We start from the raw sequence: 17,166 nt of genomic DNA on the forward strand, positions 1-17,166 counted from the left end.
ATCATCTTTAATATTAGTAGCTGGCGTCTTTTCTCCTGCACCTTCAAAAACAACCGTTTGCTTGGTTGATTTCGTTACGTCAGAAGTAAGTGGTACATAAACAATTGGAGTATCTTTTGAGATACGATCTGGATCACTTTCATCATTGGGTTCAATTGTTTTGTCAACAATATTATAGCCCCATGCATGAGGTTGTAATTCTCTAATCTTATATCCTGCAGGAGCATCTGGAATAGCAGTTTCTACAGCCTCTCTTGGATTGTACGGATTGTTCTCATAAGTTACTGAATTTGAGTTAGGAATGACGTTAAAGTTCTCATCTACTTGAATAATTTTTCCCAACGGTTTGTATATAACCTTATCTGTCACCTCTGGTTCATCAAGAGTAACTGTCTTAAATCCAGCTTCCGCCTTATCTGCATAGTAGCCTGGAACCACTGGAACTGGCACACTGCCGTATGTATGCGAGCTTGTTTTCCAAGTAATAGCGTTTGTTGTTAAATCTTTCTTACCTGTGAAAACATAATCATCTTTAATATTAGTAGCTGGCGTCTTTTCTCCTGCACCTTCAAAAACAACCGTTTGCTTGGTTGATTTCGTTATATTTTCGTCTGGTGTAGCTAAAGTATTATTTTGATTGCTGGTTGGTATGGTGACCGTAGGTAAACTACTATTTATAGGAGTCCCGTTATTCGATTCAGACGTATTTAAAGATGACATATTTCTTCCTCGACGTCCACTACGTCGTATAGGTATTTCAGCTGGGATTGCTTCTGATGATAGTATCTCTGTAGAACTCTCGACTGTTTCTTCAGACGCTAAAATTCTCCCTCGACGGAGACTAGTTCTTGATATTTCAGATGTTATCGTTTCTGATTTTAATCCTTCAGATAAATCACTTGTAGCTTGACTTTGATTTACTTGAGCCACATATGATTCTTCAGAACTAGCAAAAGACGTAGAATTTCTACTAGTGTTTGTTTCAGATGACGTGTCTTGTTGCTTAGAAACTGTTTCATTCTGTACAGTTACTACTTCTTCTACTGGTAACTTTTCTATAGCAGTTGGAACTTCTGATATAGTAGTATCCGATATTGCGGATTCAGCTGCTTCTACAGATTTCACAACGTTATCATTACCTGTTATAACTTCATCAGCTTGTACAGCCTGTCCAGAAAAAAGAACAATTCCAAGCAAGACTGAGCAAACGCCAATAGAATATTTTCTCAATGAATAACGTTGACGTTGATTAAAAAAATCTTTCATAAAGTCTCCATAAAAAATTGTAATATTTGGTTTATTGCTTTAATTTTATTTTATTATGATGATGCACTTTAAATTCTAACATTCTGATAATTACACGTCAATATAAGTGTCAATAATTTTAATCTTTATTAAATGATTTGTTCTGCTTATTATAAGCCTATAGACCCGATTGAAATATTTTTAATAATCAGCTAAACAAACTAATAAACAATCTATTTTAAACTTAGCTATCATATAACAAGAATTTCACAAAAAAACTAAAACAACAATTGCTATATCAGACCACACTAAAAAACCCAAGTATTATAGACTTGGGTTCATAATCTTATGGGTCTCAGAGGTAAGTTCCTCTATTTTTTTCTGATATGGTTGTCATTCCAAGTCTGCAATTCTTGGTAGGACTTGACTTTCCCTTCTTCCTGAGTCGGTCTAAATGCCCTAACCGGTAACTCGTAGGCATCCTGGCCTTCAGGTGCCATCCAATGGAGTAAGGTATTGAACCAGGTTTCATTGTTAATCTTGCTTGGAATGGTGTAGATTCTAGCATGTTTGGTCTTAATCGCTTCATAAGCATCCTTATGCTCTTTGGCAAAGTTGGTACTATCCATATTGAGGCTTCTGTCTTTTTCAGAAATGTAATAAAGAGCAGGCAGACTCGCAATTGGTGTTTCTGTTGGATGATCTAAATCCCTACCATTAGTTGCACCTGTCCACATCTCAAGTCCAAAAGGCTCTAAAGTCTTACGCATATCAACATTGGCGTAATCCAATTCCGAGTCCAAAGTATTCGAGTTAGCTGGAATATTCATTTCCTCGATCTTTTGTGTCTTAAGATTGAGGTATTTTTTATTAGAAGCAAAATCAGCTGATGACGCACCAAAAGGCATTTGTAAGTAAGCTTGCTCATTAAGCATGAAAAGCCTTAGACTTGCCTGATTTAAATAATCTTCATCCCCAGCTTTTTTAGCCAATTTCAAGAGGTCAATTTGTTTAGGTTTTTGATTTGGTTTTTCCGTGTCATACATATAGATATTAAAGTAGTCATACTTATAAAGTGTCTCACCCTTGGCATTTTTCTTACCAGATTCACCCCCCTTGTACTCTTGAGTGACTAAGTATTGACCAGCTACCCCCACAATGTTAAACATGTTTCTATCATGACCAGGATTTGGTGTCACGAGTAAAAATTCTTTATTATCTCCGAAGGTTTTCAGGGTGATTTTGAACAAGGGATCCTCTACATTGCTGCCGGAATAGACAGTCGTACTCGACTTACTGGATGCAACTGAACCTTTGGTAGCCTTACTGCTACTATTCACAGCAAAGAAGAAAGCCGTCCCTGCGATTATAAAAAGCAATGCCACTAAGAGACCTATAAAAACAATTCTTGTGGACTTATCCCCCTTAGGTGTTGGTTTCTTTACAAACTTATTTTCCATAAATAATCTCCATTTTTAGTATTGCTTTTAGTATAGCATAGGTGGAGACTATTGATAAGGTAGATTGGCAGTCTAATAAGGTTAGATATTTTATTTTCATTTGACAAAATCTCTCGGATAGCGTACAATCAAGGCAAGTAACATTCGGAGGTAAATGGAGACATGAACAACTAAGTCTATTCACAATAAACCTGCTTTATTTGATAGATTGTTTTCATGTCTTTTTTGCGCTCTTTTTCTATAGAAAATTTATTGGTGGTATCTGAGTTTTTTTGCATCCACACCATCACTATCTCCTAGAGGGCTTTTTAGCTAGATTCAAGACGGTTCTATCTTATAAGGTAGAACTGTTTTTTGACCTTTGATATTGTTTGAAGTAAAAACTGTACTACCCATAAAACACTATCAACAAGCACTCAGACCTAGGAGGTCCTATGATACAGATTCAACATCTAACTATTACCCATACCAAAGATTTGCGTGAACTCGTTCATGACTTAAATCTAACGATAGCTACTGGTGAAAAAGTCGCCATCATTGGGGAGGAAGGCAATGGAAAATCTAGTCTCCTTGCCCTTCTTGTCAATCCTAAAGCACATTTCGACCATCTTTCTTACGAGGGAACTATTAATAAACCAGATAGCCCACAGGTCTATATTCCCCAACAGATTTCGGATGACTTACAATCCCTAACCCTTAACGACTACTTCTTTGCGGATACTTATGACCTAGACTATGCTACCCTCTATCGTCTGGCTGATGAACTTCATTTTGATAGTGAGCGTTTTGCTAGCAGTCAGCTTGTCTCCTCTCTGTCAGGTGGCGAGAAACTCAAAATTCAACTCATCCGAGAATTAGCCCGTCCCCACGACATCATTTTTCTTGATGAGCCCTCAAACGATATGGACTTGACTACTATGACTTGGCTAAAAAATTTTATCAAACATTCTGATCAAACCATAATCTATATCTCACATGACGAAGACCTACTAAGCCAGACAGCAGATACCATTATCCATCTGGAACTCCTTAAACGTCGCCGTCAGGCAAGGACTAGTGTGGAGCACCTCGACTATGATAACTATAGCCAGCAACGCACTGATGCCTTCCAGCAACAAATGCAGCAAGCGAAAACCGAGAAAAAAGCCTATGACAAAGCCATGGCCAAGCATCGCCGTATCAAACAAAATGTCCAAACTACCCTACGTAATACGCATGATAGCACGCAAGGACGATTGGTTGCCAAAAAGATGAAAGCAGTCCTCTCGCAAGAGAAACGCTACGACCGTCTTGCCCAAGATATGACACAAATGCCTGATAAAGAAGACAGTATTGAACTATTCTTCTCTCATATCACTCCTCTACCTCAGGGAAAATATCTCTTAAATCTGGATGAAAAGCAGATAAACATCGCTCCTCACCTAACCATTGACCATCTCAAACTTTCTTTGAAAGGGCAAGAAAAAATTGGTATTGTTGGAGATAACGGCTGTGGTAAATCTACTCTCTTACACTTTCTCTACCAAGAACTTAGCAAGAAGACAGACCTGACTATTGGCTACATGCCTCAACGTTATGACGCTATCTTTCAAAATGATTTGTCACCGATAGCGTTTTTAAGTAAGACAGGCGACAAGTCTGAACGAGAGGTTATAAGCTCCCATCTCGCCAACCTCAACTTTAGTCATGATGAAATGAACCATGCCATTTCTGATTTATCTGGCGGACAGAAAGGGAAACTACTCCTACTGCACTTAGTCTTAGAAAGCCCTCAGCTCCTTATCTTAGATGAACCAACCAGAAATTTTTCACCCACCTCACAGCCTCAAGTTCGACAGCTCTTCGAGAACTATCCAGGTGCCATTCTGACAGTCTCACATGATGTCAACTACCTCAGACAAGTTTGCCAAAAGATTTATCGCCTGGACTCACACGGTTTAAAAGAAGTTGAGATTTAAGATATCAAATCTATCGTTTTTACAAGAAAAGTCTCAAAAGAAACATCTTCTTCATATGCAAAAAAACTCAGGCAAAGCCTGAGTTCTTTTAATGTTAATCAATTTCAAGACCACCAGTATAGAGTCGGTAGTAAGTACCACCTTGTTCCATAAGGCTGTCATGGTCACCACGTTCAATGATACGTCCGTGGTCCATAACCATGATAACGTCAGAGTTAACGATGGTTGAAAGACGGTGGGCGATAACAAAGACCGTGCGTCCTTCCATGAGTCTGTCCATCCCCTCTTGCACCATTTTTTCGGTACGAGAGTCAATAGAGGATGTCGCTTCATCAAGGATCAGAACTGGTGCATTAGCAAGGGCAGCACGCGCAATGGCAATCAGCTGGCGTTGCCCATTAGACAAGCCTGCACCGTCATCTGTAAGAACAGTGTCATACCCATTATCCAAGTGTTGCACAAAGGAATCCACGTTAGCAATACGGGCAGCTTCAAGAATTTCCTCGCGTGTCGCATCAGCACGACCATAGGCAATATTTTCAGCGATAGTCCCTGTGAAGAGATGGGTATCTTGAAGCACGATACCAAGCGAGCGACGAAGAGAATCTTTCTCAATCAGCTTGACATCAATACCATCATAAGTAATCACACCAGATTGGATATCGTAGAAACGGTTAATCAAGTTGGTAATCGTCGTCTTACCAGCACCTGTCGCACCCACAAAGGCTACCTTTTGCCCCTTGTCTGCATAGAGGTTAACGTCATGAAGGATTTGTTTCTTACCATCGTAAGAGAAATCAACGTCTTGGAAGACCACATTTCCGACCAACTCGACCAATTCGTAGTCGCCATTTGGACGTGGGTGTTTCCAAGCCCAAAGATTGGTTTTCTTGTCTGTCACAACCATTTGACCATCTACCAATTCGTAGTTGACCAAAGTGACCTTACCTTGGTCAACTTCTTCTGGTTCGTCCAGAAGGTCAAAGATACGGTCAGCACCAGCAAGTGCCATAAGAACAAAGTTCAGTTGTTGAGAGACCTGAGTAATAGGTCCGTTGAAGGAACGGTTCAATTGTAGGAAGGCCATGAGACCACCGATAGTCAAACCACCGACACCATTAAGGGCAAAGAGTCCACCGACCAAGGCGGTCAAAACAAAGGAAACATTTCCTAAGTTCCCAAGAATTGGCATGAGAACATTGGCATAGCGGTTGGCCAAGTAAGAAGATTCAAAGAGTTGCTCGTTAATCTTGTCAAAATCAGCCATGCTTTCTTCTTCGTGAACAAAGGCCTTGACCACTTTTTGACCTGACATCATTTCCTCGATGAAACCATTCTCAATCCCCAAATTCTTTTGTTGTTCACCGAAGTAACGGCCTGATTTGGCTGATACATTTTTGATGACCATAAACATGATGCCTACCATGACTAGAACCACGATAAAGAGAAGGGGACTAACCGTAAGCATGGTTACAGTCACCCCGATAAGGGTAATGGCCGTTTGTAACAACTGCGGAATAGATTGCTCGACAGCTTGACGGAGGGCATCGATATCGTTGGTGTAAATAGACATGATGTCACCGTGTTGGTGAGCATCAAAGTAGCGAATCGGAAGCTTTTGCATACGAGCAAAAAGCTGATTACGAAGGGAACGCAGGGAATCTTGTGAAATCGTCGCCATGAGGAGGGAGGCCACATAGTTGGCAACCACACCGATAAGACAAAAGACCCCAACTGACGTCAAGAAACGTAACAGTGGCCCAAAATCATGACTACCAGATTTGAGCATGGGTTGAACGTAAACGTCCACCAAGGACTGAATCGAAGCCGTCAAATTAACCGTTGCCAAAGAAGCAACAACAATGAGGACAAAGGCAATACTAAGTGAAAGTTTGTAGTCTTGCCACAAAAAGCGTAGAAGACGTGCTAGAGAGCCCCAATTAGCTTTTTTCTTATTCTGCATCTGCTACTCCTTTCCCTTGTGTTTGCATCTTGTAAACCTCACGATAGATAGCATTATTAGCCACCAAGTCGTCATGCGTACCAACAGCATCGATACGACCATCATTCATGACGATGATACGGTCGGCATCTTGGATAGATGAAATACGTTGACCGATGATGATTTTGGTCGTGTCCTTAAGACTTGAAGCGAAGCCTTGACGAATCAAACTATCTGTCTTGGTATCGACTGCCGATGTCGAATCATCCAAAATCAAGATTTTCGGATTCATGAGAAGGGCACGTGCGATACAAAGACGTTGACGTTGTCCCCCTGAGACATTGGCTCCACCACGTTCAATCTTAGTATCATAGCCATCCTTAAACTCTTGGATAAATTCATCAGCTTGGGCAATCTTACAAGCTTCAATGATTTCCTCATCTGTTGCCTGTTTATTTCCCCAACGCATATTTTCTTTAATGGTTCCTGAGAAAAGGACATTGGTTTGAAGGACCATGGCAACTTGCTTACGTAAGCTATCCAAATCATAGTCCTTAACATCATGCCCAGCAACCCTAACCTGACCTTCTTCCACATCATAAAGGCGAGGAATCAGCTGAACCAAGCTTGATTTACCCGAACCCGTTCCACCAAGGATACCAATAACTTCACCAGACTTAATATCCAAAGTGATATCTTTGAGGACATGGGTCTTGTCACCATTTTCATCCGTGTATGAGAAATCCACATGATCAAAGCTGATAGAACCATCTGCAACTTCTGTTAAACCATTTTCAGGTGAAACAATGGTGGCTTCAGTGCTAAGAACTTCATCAATACGTTCAACAGATGCTGTAGAGATAGACAACATGACAAAGATCATCATGAACATCATGAGTGACATGAGGATGGTCATGGTGTAACTGAACATCGAAGTCAATTCCCCTGTAGTTAAGCTACCACCAACGATGAGATGGGCACCAAACCAGGAAATCATAAGGAAGGACGCATACATAGACAACATCATAGCTGGGTTAGACATGATAACTACACGAATGGCACGCATGAACATCTTGTAAATACGACGTGAGGCCTTCTTAAATTTGTCAGTCTCTTCCTGCTCTTTAACATAGGATTTCACCACACGCATGTTGGTGATATTTTCCTTGATACTGTTGTTAAGGTTGTCATAAGCCTCAAATACTTGAGTAAAAAGAGGATATACGATTTTGGTAATAATGGCCAAAACCACACCAAGGAAGATCGTTACACCAACAAAAATCCAAGCCATTTCAGCATTAATCAAGAAACTTGCTGCAATAGCAAAAATCAGGTTAAGTGGTGCACGCACACAGACACGGATAATCATCTGATAAGAGTTCTGCACGTTGGTAACATCAGTCATCATACGTGTCACCAAACCACCAGCTGAGAACTTATCGATATTTTCAAAAGAGAAAGTTTGAACCTTTTTGAAAATGGCCTGACGTAGATTCTTGGCAAATCCAGCAGAGGCAAAAGCTGCATAGCGAGCCGACTGCATGCCGCAGAATAGTGATAGAAAGGCGCAGACCAGCATGAGGCCACCGTAGAGCCAAATGTTAGACATGTTGGATTGCTGGACACCTTTGTCCAAAAGATTAGCCATGACAAAGGGAATGGAAATCTCAAACATGACTTCTAGTGTCATAAAGACGGACGCTAGGATTGAGGGTTTCTTGTATTCCTTTATCTGGGGGATAAGGGTTTGAAACATAATTACCTCCGTTTTTTATTCTTTTTCTTTTTTTGATATTTTTCTTAAGTGGCTTCGGACGCTAGTAGCTTCCTTCGGAATCTCATAGCTAAGTTTTGAGCCAAAGTCTCAAAACTTCCGAGTTATAGAAGTCTCTGGACTTCTATAACTATTGCCACGGTGAAAAATATCGCCTACCCTGAGCAGAGCGTGTTTCAGGCATTGATAGATATAATCTAGTCCTGTAATCCATCACGACGAAAGCATCACTTTTGGGCAGAGCGAGCTGTCGAATCGTGAGCAACTTCGAACAAGTGCAAATAGGTCCAGGATAACCCCTACCTCGGCGAAAAATATCGCCTACCCTGAGCAGAGCGTGTTTCAGGCATTGATAGATATAAGCTAGTCCTGTAATCCATCACGGCGAAAGCATCGCTTTTAGGCAGAGCATACTGTCTGAAAGCTACTCTTAACGCTCATCCTTTATCTATAAAAGAACGGTTATACCCTTTTGAGAGCATACAAAAGCCCCTGAGGGCAGACCCTAGGGATTCTTTCATTCTTATATATACGTCATTAGTATAGGCTAATTTGATTTAAATTGCAAGAGAAATAACATTTTACATAAAAATCGGTGGGTATTTTACAATTTTTGCATATAATAGAGCTAAAAAGCAACTGGTTTTAAGAATTCTTATCTAAAACATTCGGAAATTCCCCTTAACCGTAGCGGAAAGTTGTTTTCTTCTCCTATTTATAATAGACTATCACTAACATTAGATGAAAAGGTGACTCTATGACTATAAATCAACTGCTTCAAAAGCTGGAGCCTACTAGCCCTATCCTTCAAGCTAACTTTGGAATTGAACGCGAAAGTCTTCGTGTCGATAGACAGGGAAAATTAGCACATACGCCTCACCCTTCCTGCCTAGGAGCTCGAAGTTTCCACCCTTATATTCAAACAGATTTTTGTGAGTTTCAGATGGAACTCATCACACCAGTTGCTAAATCTACCACTGAGGCTCGTCGATTTCTTGGAGCCATTACCGATGTAGCTGGACGTTCCATCAGTAAAGATGAACTTCTCTGGCCCTTGTCCATGCCTCCTCGTATCAACGCCCAAGAAATCCAAGTTGCCCAACTGGAAAATGAATTTGAACGCCATTATCGTAACTACCTGGCCGAAAAATACGGAACTAAACTACAAGCTATCTCAGGTATCCACTATAATATGGAGTTGGGTAAAGATTTGGTTGAGGCCTTGTTCCAAGAAAGTAATCAGACCGATATGATTGCTTTCAAGAACGCCCTATATCTTAAGCTGGCTCAGAACTATTTGCGCTATCGTTGGGTGATTACCTATCTCTTTGGTGCTGCACCTGTTGCTGAGCAAGGCTTCTTCGACCAAGAAGTGCCAGAACCCGTGCGTTCCTTCCGAAACAGCGACCATGGTTATGTCAATAAGGAAGAAATCCAAGTATCTTTTGCAAGCCTAGAAGACTATGTCTCTGCCATCGAAAACTATGTCGAACAAGGTGATTTGATTGCGGAAAAGGAATTTTACTCGGCTGTTCGTTTCCGTGGACAAAAGGTTAATCGCTCCTTCCTTGACAAGGGAATTACCTACCTGGAATTCCGTAACTTCGACCTCAACCCCTTTGAGCGTATCGGTATTAGCCAAACTACCATGGATACCGTACACCTGCTTCTCCTAGCCTTCCTCTGGATGGATGCCCCTGAAAATGTCGATCAGGCTCTGGCTCAAGGTCACGCGTTGAATGAAAAAATCGCCCTCTCTCATCCTTTAGAGCCTCTACCTTCTGAAGCTGAAACTCAGAACATTACGACGGCTCTGGACCAACTGGTGCAACATTTTGGACTAGGTGGCTATCATCAAGGTTTGGTCAAACAAGTTAAAGATGCCTTTGCTGATCCTAGTCATACACTAGCAGCCCAACTCTTATCTTATATCAAAGACAAGTCTCTTGCTGACTTTGCCCTTGACAAGGCTCTTGCCTATCATGATTATGACTGGACTGCCCACTATGCTCTTAAGGGTTATGAGGAGATGGAACTTTCTACTCAGATGCTACTCTTTGATGCCATTCAAAAAGGAATCCATTTTGAAATCCTAGATGAGCAGGATCAATTCCTTAAACTCTGGCATAAAGATCATGTTGAGTACGTCAAAAATGGTAACATGACCTCAAAAGACAACTATGTAGTACCTCTTGCCATGGCTAATAAAACCGTGACCAAAAAAATCCTGGCTGACGCTGGTTTCCCTGTTCCTGCTGGCGACGAATTTACCAGTCTGGAGCAAGGTCTAGCCTACTATCCTCTTATCAAGGACAAGCAAATTGTAGTTAAACCAAAATCAACCAACTTTGGTCTGGGCATTTCCATTTTCCAAGAGCCTGCCAGCCTTGATAACTATAAGAAAGCCCTCGAGATTGCCTTTGCAGAAGATACAGCTGTTCTTGTTGAAGAATTTATCCCAGGAACCGAATACCGTTTCTTTATCTTGGATGGACGTTGTGAGGCTGTACTCCTTCGTGTCGCTGCGAATGTTGTCGGTGATGGCAAACACACCATTCGTGAATTGGTCGCTCAGAAAAATGCCAATCCATTGCGAGGACGTGATCACCGCTCACCACTTGAAATCATTGCGCTTGGAGACATTGAACAACTGATGTTAACGCAACAGGGTTATACACCTGATGATATTCTCCCAGAAGGGAAAAAGGTCAATCTACGTCGTAACTCAAACATTTCTACGGGTGGTGACTCTATTGATGTCACTGAGACCATGGATTCCTCTTACCAAGAACTAGCTGCAGCTATGGCAACTAGTATGGGAGCTTGGGCTTGTGGGGTTGACCTCATTATTCCAGATGAAACCCAACCTGCTAGCAAAGAAAACCCTCATTGCACCTGCATCGAGCTCAACTTTAACCCTTCTATGTATATGCACACCTACTGTGCTGAAGGACCTGGACAGGCTATCACTTCAAAAATCTTAGACAAGCTTTTTCCAGAAGTTGCCACAAATCAAAACTAAAACTTAAATCTTAGGCGCAAACAAATCACCTTTATCTCGAGATAAAGGTGATTTTGCTTTATTAACCAAACTCTCCTGCTTCTTCCTCAGGATGAGTTTCCATGTACTGGATGTGTTGTATATAGGCATCTTGAGCCTGATTGAAGGCTTCCTGATCACTGTAAGGATAATCTATGTAAAAGAGGTCCCGCCAGCCATTCAAGGTTTGGCTATTGTAGAAACCTTGAATCTTTGTGGGAAGAAACTCTTTGTTGTAGCTGATCCGCAGCTTGAGTAGGGTCTTATCCTGAAACTGAGTGATGATACTGTTGGAGGTTTCTTGGCCTTCCAGACTAGTCCAAACTTTATTCAGAACAATGTCCTGACTATAGTGATTAGCCTTGATGCGATTTTTGTCCACTGGGAGCTTCTGGGTAGCCTCTAAAAGGTAGGACACCTCTCCTTGAAAATAAGCCTCAATGGTTAAATCCCCAAGACTGGAGCCATATAATAGGCCATCCTTAATAGCAATGTTTGATCCAAAAAGTCTTTGGCCAGCTACATCAAAGGACATCCCCTCATCCTGCCCGTAGAGCTTGATGGCATAGGCATCCCTTACACGATAGAAATTTTTAGCGACAAGAACACTATCAAGGGTTTCAGTCTTTTTTATCTCAACCTTGGGGCTTGTAGGTTTCTTGGTAAAAGCTGTCAAACCCATTAAGCACAAGATGAGAGCGAATATAATCAAGGTAAGCATTGTAGACCTGGAGCCGGTCTTCAGCTTTAACTTGTCTCCATGTTTCAAGGTCTTTCAAGCCTCCTTTTTTAACAATATCAGCATAGCGCCCACCGTTTAAGACATTCTTGGCATTTTTCCACTTCTTGACCATCTTGCGTCTAATCGCATTGTCAGCAGGATGACGAACGTCAAGATAGGTATGGCTATTATTGAGATAGGCTGGTAGGTCAGCATTCAAGCCCTTAGACAGCCCATAGTTAGCAGAATCAGTATCGGCAATGTCAGCACCGTCTTCAATCTTATAATGCTTAGGATTAGAGTCGATGCTACCGTCTTTCCTTTTCTTGTAGACATTCCACTCAGAGACAAATCTCCCCGTATCCATATTGACAATAAACTCAATAAAACGGGAATTGCTAACTCCGTATGGGCCCATGACACTGGTCTGAGGTAGCTGAATTTTCATGTTCTGCGGATAGGTAAAGTCTCCCAAGCTTCGATTATGGTAGGAAGCACCCGTAGTGTAATCCAAATGAATCTTCTTGTCCTTGCTGTAGGCCAGAAGTTTGTCTAAATCTGTCTTGCCCTTGTAGTTGGTCCTAATATAGTCCATGGACTGCTTATCAATCCAAGACCTAAAAAGATGGAGCTTGATACCTAAGTCATCCACCCCAAGCCCTAGATCCGTCTGATAGGTCTCCATAATAGCCTCACGGAAGTAACTATAAAAAGGACTGGTTGGCTCTAGCTTCTTGGAAAATTTATAACCTGACTTCCCTAACTGGAGGAACTGGTACTTGTCCACATAAACCTGCATGTGCTCCATAACCAAATTGAGCTTGTCATGATTAGGTAGTTGAGAAGCTTGGAAAAAGGCCGTATAGGTATCTGAGCCCACTTCCTTACTTTCTTGGTCAATATCCCGTAGAACCTTGTCTAGCTGGGTCAGAGAAGTCTTCTTCATCTTACTTCTCACCTGAGCCACATAAGCCGGCTTAATGCCCTGATCCCAGTGGTCACGAGCCATAATAGCATCTGCCTTTTGTGAAATCAAGGTCAAGCGTTTCTGATAAGACGCGTCCTCCAAGGCCAGCTTTAAAGCCTTTGATGGCGTCGCTTGAACCACAGATAAATCACCGTAGATATCAGACTTTAGGACAAGATTTACCTGCATATCATAGGAATGATTGATATGGAGAACGAGGTAAATCTTCCCGTCTTCCTTCCTAACAGACAAAGCATCGAGTTGATAAGATTGGATAACCCCAGCCTGACTAAGTGCCAGTCTATCTATATTTTCCAAAGAATCCTGATAAATATAGGAAATCTCAGGGTCTTTGACCTTCTTTACCAAAGAGTGATTGCGCTGTCGATTGAAAACCACAAGACCAAGTATGAGGATTACAGCCAGGGCACTTGCCAGATACTGTAAAATTACTTTCTTCATAGTACTTCCATTATAGCATAGGAGGACAAAATATTCTGAAAAGGATTGGCAAACGTTGAAAACAAATGAAAAAAACAGGCCGACTAAGACCTGTTTGAATGAATTGTTTATAAATCGCTCAAGCGACGATGTTTGATACTAAAATCAAAATAAGCATTTTCCTGAAGTTTGTGGAATATGTCTCTGTAGGCTTTTTCGTCAAAGTGATCGCCACGATAGAGAATCTCAAAGCTCAAACCTTCGTATTCCAAGAAGGCATTAGAAGTCTTAAAACCATTACGCTTGTAGAAATCCCAACGCGCCACACGTTGCTCAGGATTGTCATTGGGTTCATCCAAGCGCTCTACTTCCAAGACCATAGAACGAGATGGTCCATAAAAGTCCACCAGTTTATCAATAATCTCACTTCCGTAGCCATGACTCCGCATTTGAGGTACGATGGCGAAGAAGCTCACATAAAAAACTTTGGCATTGTAGAGAACTGAGGCAAATCCAACAAAATCATCCTCGTCATAAAAGGCAAAGAAATGATAATCATCACGACCATCCAATTTTAAGAAGTCACTTAATGGAATACGTTCTTCTTCTGGAAAGGCCTCGTTGTTTAAGCGCTCTACCCTATCTAATTCTGGAAACTCTTTGGTAATCAATTGGCTGCGTAAAGCCATAAATTTCCCCCCTTTTTGATGCTTATACCTATAGGTCATTATAACATCTTGATAAGCAAGTGCAAGTTTCAAGGACTAAGATAAGTCTACTGGTAAACTCCTACTGCCGTGTATAAATGCTGCTTGGCTGTCTACGACTTCTCTCTTCTTAAAAAATAAAAGACAACGACCATTTCTAGTCGTTATCTTTTTGTGATTCATAAGCTATCGCCTATTTTTTCAATTCCCAAATTTCTTTAGCATACTCTGTGATCGTATCATCTGAAGTGAATTTGTGAGATTTAGCAATATTAGCTAAGCTCATACGTGCCCACTTGTCATGATCACGATAAAGCGCATCGATTTTCTCTTGAGCTTCTACATAAGCAGCGAAGTCTTCCAAGAGGAAGTACTCATCGTTGTGGGTGATGAGGGCTTCGTAAATTTCAGTACCTTCAGATTGAGCATTTGGAATCGTACCATTAACAAAGGTATCAACGACACGACGAATGACTGGGTTATTTTCATAAACTGCACGAGAGTAGTAATCGTGACGTGCATAGTGTTCATAAACTTCGTCCTTGTCCATACCGAAGATGACAACATTCTCATCGCCAACTTCATCCTTGATTTCAATGTTGGCACCATCAAGTGTTGCCAAGGTAATAGCACCAGTCATCATGAATTTCATGTTTGATGTACCAGATGCTTCTTTAGAAGCCAATGAGATTTGCTCAGAGACATCTGCTGCTGGGATGATAAGTTCTGCAAGACTGACACGGTAGTTTTCAAGGAAGACCACTTTAAGTTTCCCTTGAAGGCTTTCATCATTGTTAACAAGGTTGGCAACTTCGTTGATGAGTTTGATAACAGATTTAGCGAAGTGATAACCAGGGGCAGCTTTGGCACCAAAGATGAATACACGAGGTACCATGTCTTTATCTGGATTATCTTTCAGATCCCAATAAAGTTTGATGATGTGAAGAAGGTTAAGCAATTGACGTTTGTAAGCGTGAAGACGTTTTACTTGAACATCAAAGATAGCATCTGTAGACACTTCTACACCTGTTGTTTCCTTGATATAGTCTGCCAAACGTTGTTTAGCAGTCTTCTTAACTTGATAGAACTGGTTCAAGACTTCCTTGTCATCCAAGTAAGTTGTAAGATTTTCAAGCTCATGGATGTCGTTACGCCAACCGTCACCAATCACGTCATCAATTGCTGCTGAAAGTTCTGGAGCTGCAATTTGTGTCCAACGACGTTGAACGATACCATTTGTCTTGTTATTGAATTTTTCTGGATAAATAGTATAGAAATCGTGAAGGGTATCTTCTTTAAGGAGTTCTGTGTGGAGTTTGGCAACCCCGTTAACTGAGTGACCACCAATGATAGCCAAGTTAGCCATGTGGACTTGGTTATCCTTAACGATACGTGTGCGTTCAATGACATCTGCAGCAATACCACGTCCAGCCATTTCAGCGATGTAACGGTTGTCGATTTCCAAGATGATTTGGTAAACACGTGGAAGGACACGTTTGAAGAGCTGTTGATCCCATTTTTCAAGGGCTTCTTGAAGAATAGTGTGGTTAGTGTAGCTCATAGTTTTAACAGTCGCATTCCAAGCATCTTCCCATGAAAGACCATATTCATCAAGGAGGAGACGCATGAATTCAGCTGGTGCAACCGCAGGGTGCGTATCATTGATGTGAACAGATACTTTTTCGTGGATATCTTTCAATGGCAAGCCCATCTTGAGGTAAGATTTAATGATTGTTTGGAGACCGGCACTTGTCATGAAGTACTCTTGAACCAAACGCAATTCTTTACCTTCAATCGTTGAATCATCTGGATAAAGAATAGCAGTAATATCTTTCACACGACGACGTGCATCAAGCGTAGGATAATCCAATTCGTATTCTTCAGGAATTTCTACATCCCAAAGACGAAGGTTGTTAATCACACCATTCTTATAACCAATTTGCGGCACATCATAAGGTACGGCACGAAGGACTTGAGCATTCTTATAAGTTGGGACAAAGCGACCATCTTCATTGCTTTCAAGAACCACATCACCAAAGAGTTTCACATAGACAATATCGTGGTCTTTACGTGTTTCCCAAACATTACCTGTAGAACCAAACCAACCATCTGGTAATTCCACTTGGTAACCATCCACAATACGTTGTTTGAAAAGTCCGTAACGGTAACGAAGACCGTTACCAAAACCTGGATAACCAGTAGTCGCAAGTGAATCCATGAAGGCAGCCGCCAAACGACCAAGACCACCATTACCAAGTGCCATGTCATGCTCAGCTTCTACAACTTCACGGAAGTCAATATCAAGTTCTGCGAATCCCTCTTTAACAGGGTCAAGAATACCAAGGTTGAGAAGGTTAGTTTCCAACATACGACCTGGAAGAAATTCAATCGAGAAGTAGTAAGCAATCTTTTCTTGATTGTCTGAAAGTGCATGGTTGCGTTCAATCCATGTATTTGTGTAATACTTGCGGATCAAACCAGCCAAGGCTGTAAAGATTTCTGTTGGTGTCGCCTTAGCAACTTTAATCAACTGCTCTTGATGGAGAGTATCTTTAAAGTCACGGATAAATTGTTCTTTTGTTAAATTTTCTAGTTGCATAGAATTCCTTTCTTACTACTTCTATACCTTGGATCCACCTCTAAAAGAGAATAATTAGGATAAGGGGGATTGGAAATTTTTAACTCCCAAACCTTGCCAGATAAGATTCAAAACAAAGGTTTCAAAATCTTTTTACAAAACTGCTAAAGCAGTTAAATTCATTATAACATGATTAGAGTTATTCTTCTATTCAGATTTTTAGATGTTATCTCCATAATTGCTTTCAAGCGAATCTTAAAGAACTAAATAAGTATAGAAGCATTTTCAAACTCTTTACATGAAGATAACTTTTCCCTCACGAGAAAAGTTATC

At 41.0% G+C, this 17,166-nt stretch carries 10 protein-coding genes; 2 read left to right on the plus strand and 8 right to left on the minus strand.

Features of this window, described 5'->3' with window-relative positions:
• Together H7T99_RS02740 and H7T99_RS02745 are read right to left on the minus strand one after the other, a co-directional pair.
• Positions 1-1,266 (minus strand): YSIRK-type signal peptide-containing protein (locus H7T99_RS02740; RefSeq protein WP_201035945.1); only part of this gene is annotated, 1,266 nt, incomplete at its 3' end.
• Between the two features lie 350 nt (positions 1,267-1,616).
• Positions 1,617-2,705 carry a hypothetical protein gene (locus tag H7T99_RS02745; RefSeq protein WP_037602955.1) on the minus strand — a complete coding sequence of 363 codons (1,089 nt, stop codon included), beginning with the start codon at positions 2,703-2,705 and terminating at the stop codon, positions 1,617-1,619.
• A 434-nt stretch (positions 2,706-3,139) separates the two neighbouring features.
• Between H7T99_RS02745 and H7T99_RS02750 the strand changes: the two genes are divergently transcribed.
• The gene (locus H7T99_RS02750; protein ID WP_037602958.1) at positions 3,140-4,663 is read left to right on the plus strand and encodes an ATP-binding cassette domain-containing protein; all 1,524 of its coding nucleotides are present in this window, start codon (positions 3,140-3,142) and stop codon (positions 4,661-4,663) included.
• A 94-nt stretch (positions 4,664-4,757) separates the two neighbouring features.
• On the opposite strand, the gene H7T99_RS02755 is transcribed toward H7T99_RS02750, so the two are convergent.
• Together H7T99_RS02755 and H7T99_RS02760 are read right to left on the minus strand one after the other, a co-directional pair.
• Positions 4,758-6,626, minus strand: a complete 1,869-nt coding sequence (locus H7T99_RS02755; RefSeq protein ID WP_037602961.1) for an ABC transporter ATP-binding protein — start codon at positions 6,624-6,626, stop codon at positions 4,758-4,760.
• Complete coding sequence (locus tag H7T99_RS02760) at positions 6,616-8,361, minus strand: ABC transporter ATP-binding protein (protein ID WP_037602964.1); 1,746 nt, start codon at positions 8,359-8,361, stop codon at positions 6,616-6,618. Before H7T99_RS02760 ends, H7T99_RS02755 begins: the two co-directional genes overlap by 11 nt.
• A gap of 775 nt (positions 8,362-9,136) precedes the next feature.
• Between H7T99_RS02760 and gshAB the strand changes: the two genes are divergently transcribed.
• Complete coding sequence (gene gshAB / locus H7T99_RS02765) at positions 9,137-11,401, plus strand: bifunctional glutamate--cysteine ligase GshA/glutathione synthetase GshB (protein WP_037602967.1); 2,265 nt, start codon at positions 9,137-9,139, stop codon at positions 11,399-11,401.
• A gap of 61 nt (positions 11,402-11,462) precedes the next feature.
• On the opposite strand, the gene H7T99_RS02770 is transcribed toward gshAB, so the two are convergent.
• The 4 genes from H7T99_RS02770 to H7T99_RS02785 all read right to left on the minus strand — a co-directional run bounded on the left by H7T99_RS02770 (position 11,463) and on the right by H7T99_RS02785 (position 16,854).
• Entirely contained in the window at positions 11,463-12,101 is a 639-nt protein-coding gene (locus tag H7T99_RS02770; RefSeq protein ID WP_002884472.1) for a hypothetical protein, read from the minus strand.
• Entirely contained in the window at positions 12,055-13,569 is a 1,515-nt protein-coding gene (locus H7T99_RS02775; RefSeq protein ID WP_037602970.1) for a DUF1310 family protein, read from the minus strand. The genes H7T99_RS02770 and H7T99_RS02775 overlap by 47 nt, the downstream gene beginning before the upstream one ends.
• 107 nt (positions 13,570-13,676) lie before the next feature.
• Positions 13,677-14,237: a GNAT family N-acetyltransferase gene (locus H7T99_RS02780; protein WP_002884295.1), complete on the minus strand. Its 561-nt coding sequence runs from the start codon at positions 14,235-14,237 to the stop codon at positions 13,677-13,679.
• Positions 14,238-14,448: 211 nt separating this feature from the next.
• On the minus strand, positions 14,449-16,854 hold the full coding sequence (locus H7T99_RS02785) for a glycogen/starch/alpha-glucan phosphorylase (protein WP_037602973.1): 2,406 nt from the start codon (positions 16,852-16,854) through the stop codon (positions 14,449-14,451).
• Positions 16,855-17,166: the final 312 nt, after the last annotated feature.

The organism is Streptococcus sp. 17.1, from assembly GCF_016648655.1.
In the GTDB taxonomy this organism is placed as follows: domain Bacteria; phylum Bacillota; class Bacilli; order Lactobacillales; family Streptococcaceae; genus Streptococcus; species Streptococcus salivarius_E.

Coding starts and splice junctions, on each gene's coding strand:
- H7T99_RS02780 (WP_002884295.1), bottom strand. CDS start 14,237: ATGGCTTTACGCAGCCAATTGATTACCAAAGAGTTTCCAGAATTAGAT.
- H7T99_RS02770 (WP_002884472.1), bottom strand. CDS start 12,101: ATGGGTTTGACAGCTTTTACCAAGAAACCTACAAGCCCCAAGGTTGAG.
- H7T99_RS02745 (WP_037602955.1), bottom strand. CDS start 2,705: ATGGAAAATAAGTTTGTAAAGAAACCAACACCTAAGGGGGATAAGTCC.
- H7T99_RS02775 (WP_037602970.1), bottom strand. CDS start 13,569: ATGAAGAAAGTAATTTTACAGTATCTGGCAAGTGCCCTGGCTGTAATC.
- gshAB (WP_037602967.1), top strand. CDS start 9,137: ATGACTATAAATCAACTGCTTCAAAAGCTGGAGCCTACTAGCCCTATC.
- H7T99_RS02785 (WP_037602973.1), bottom strand. CDS start 16,854: ATGCAACTAGAAAATTTAACAAAAGAACAATTTATCCGTGACTTTAAA.
- H7T99_RS02760 (WP_037602964.1), bottom strand. CDS start 8,361: ATGTTTCAAACCCTTATCCCCCAGATAAAGGAATACAAGAAACCCTCA.
- H7T99_RS02750 (WP_037602958.1), top strand. CDS start 3,140: ATGATACAGATTCAACATCTAACTATTACCCATACCAAAGATTTGCGT.
- H7T99_RS02755 (WP_037602961.1), bottom strand. CDS start 6,626: ATGCAGAATAAGAAAAAAGCTAATTGGGGCTCTCTAGCACGTCTTCTA.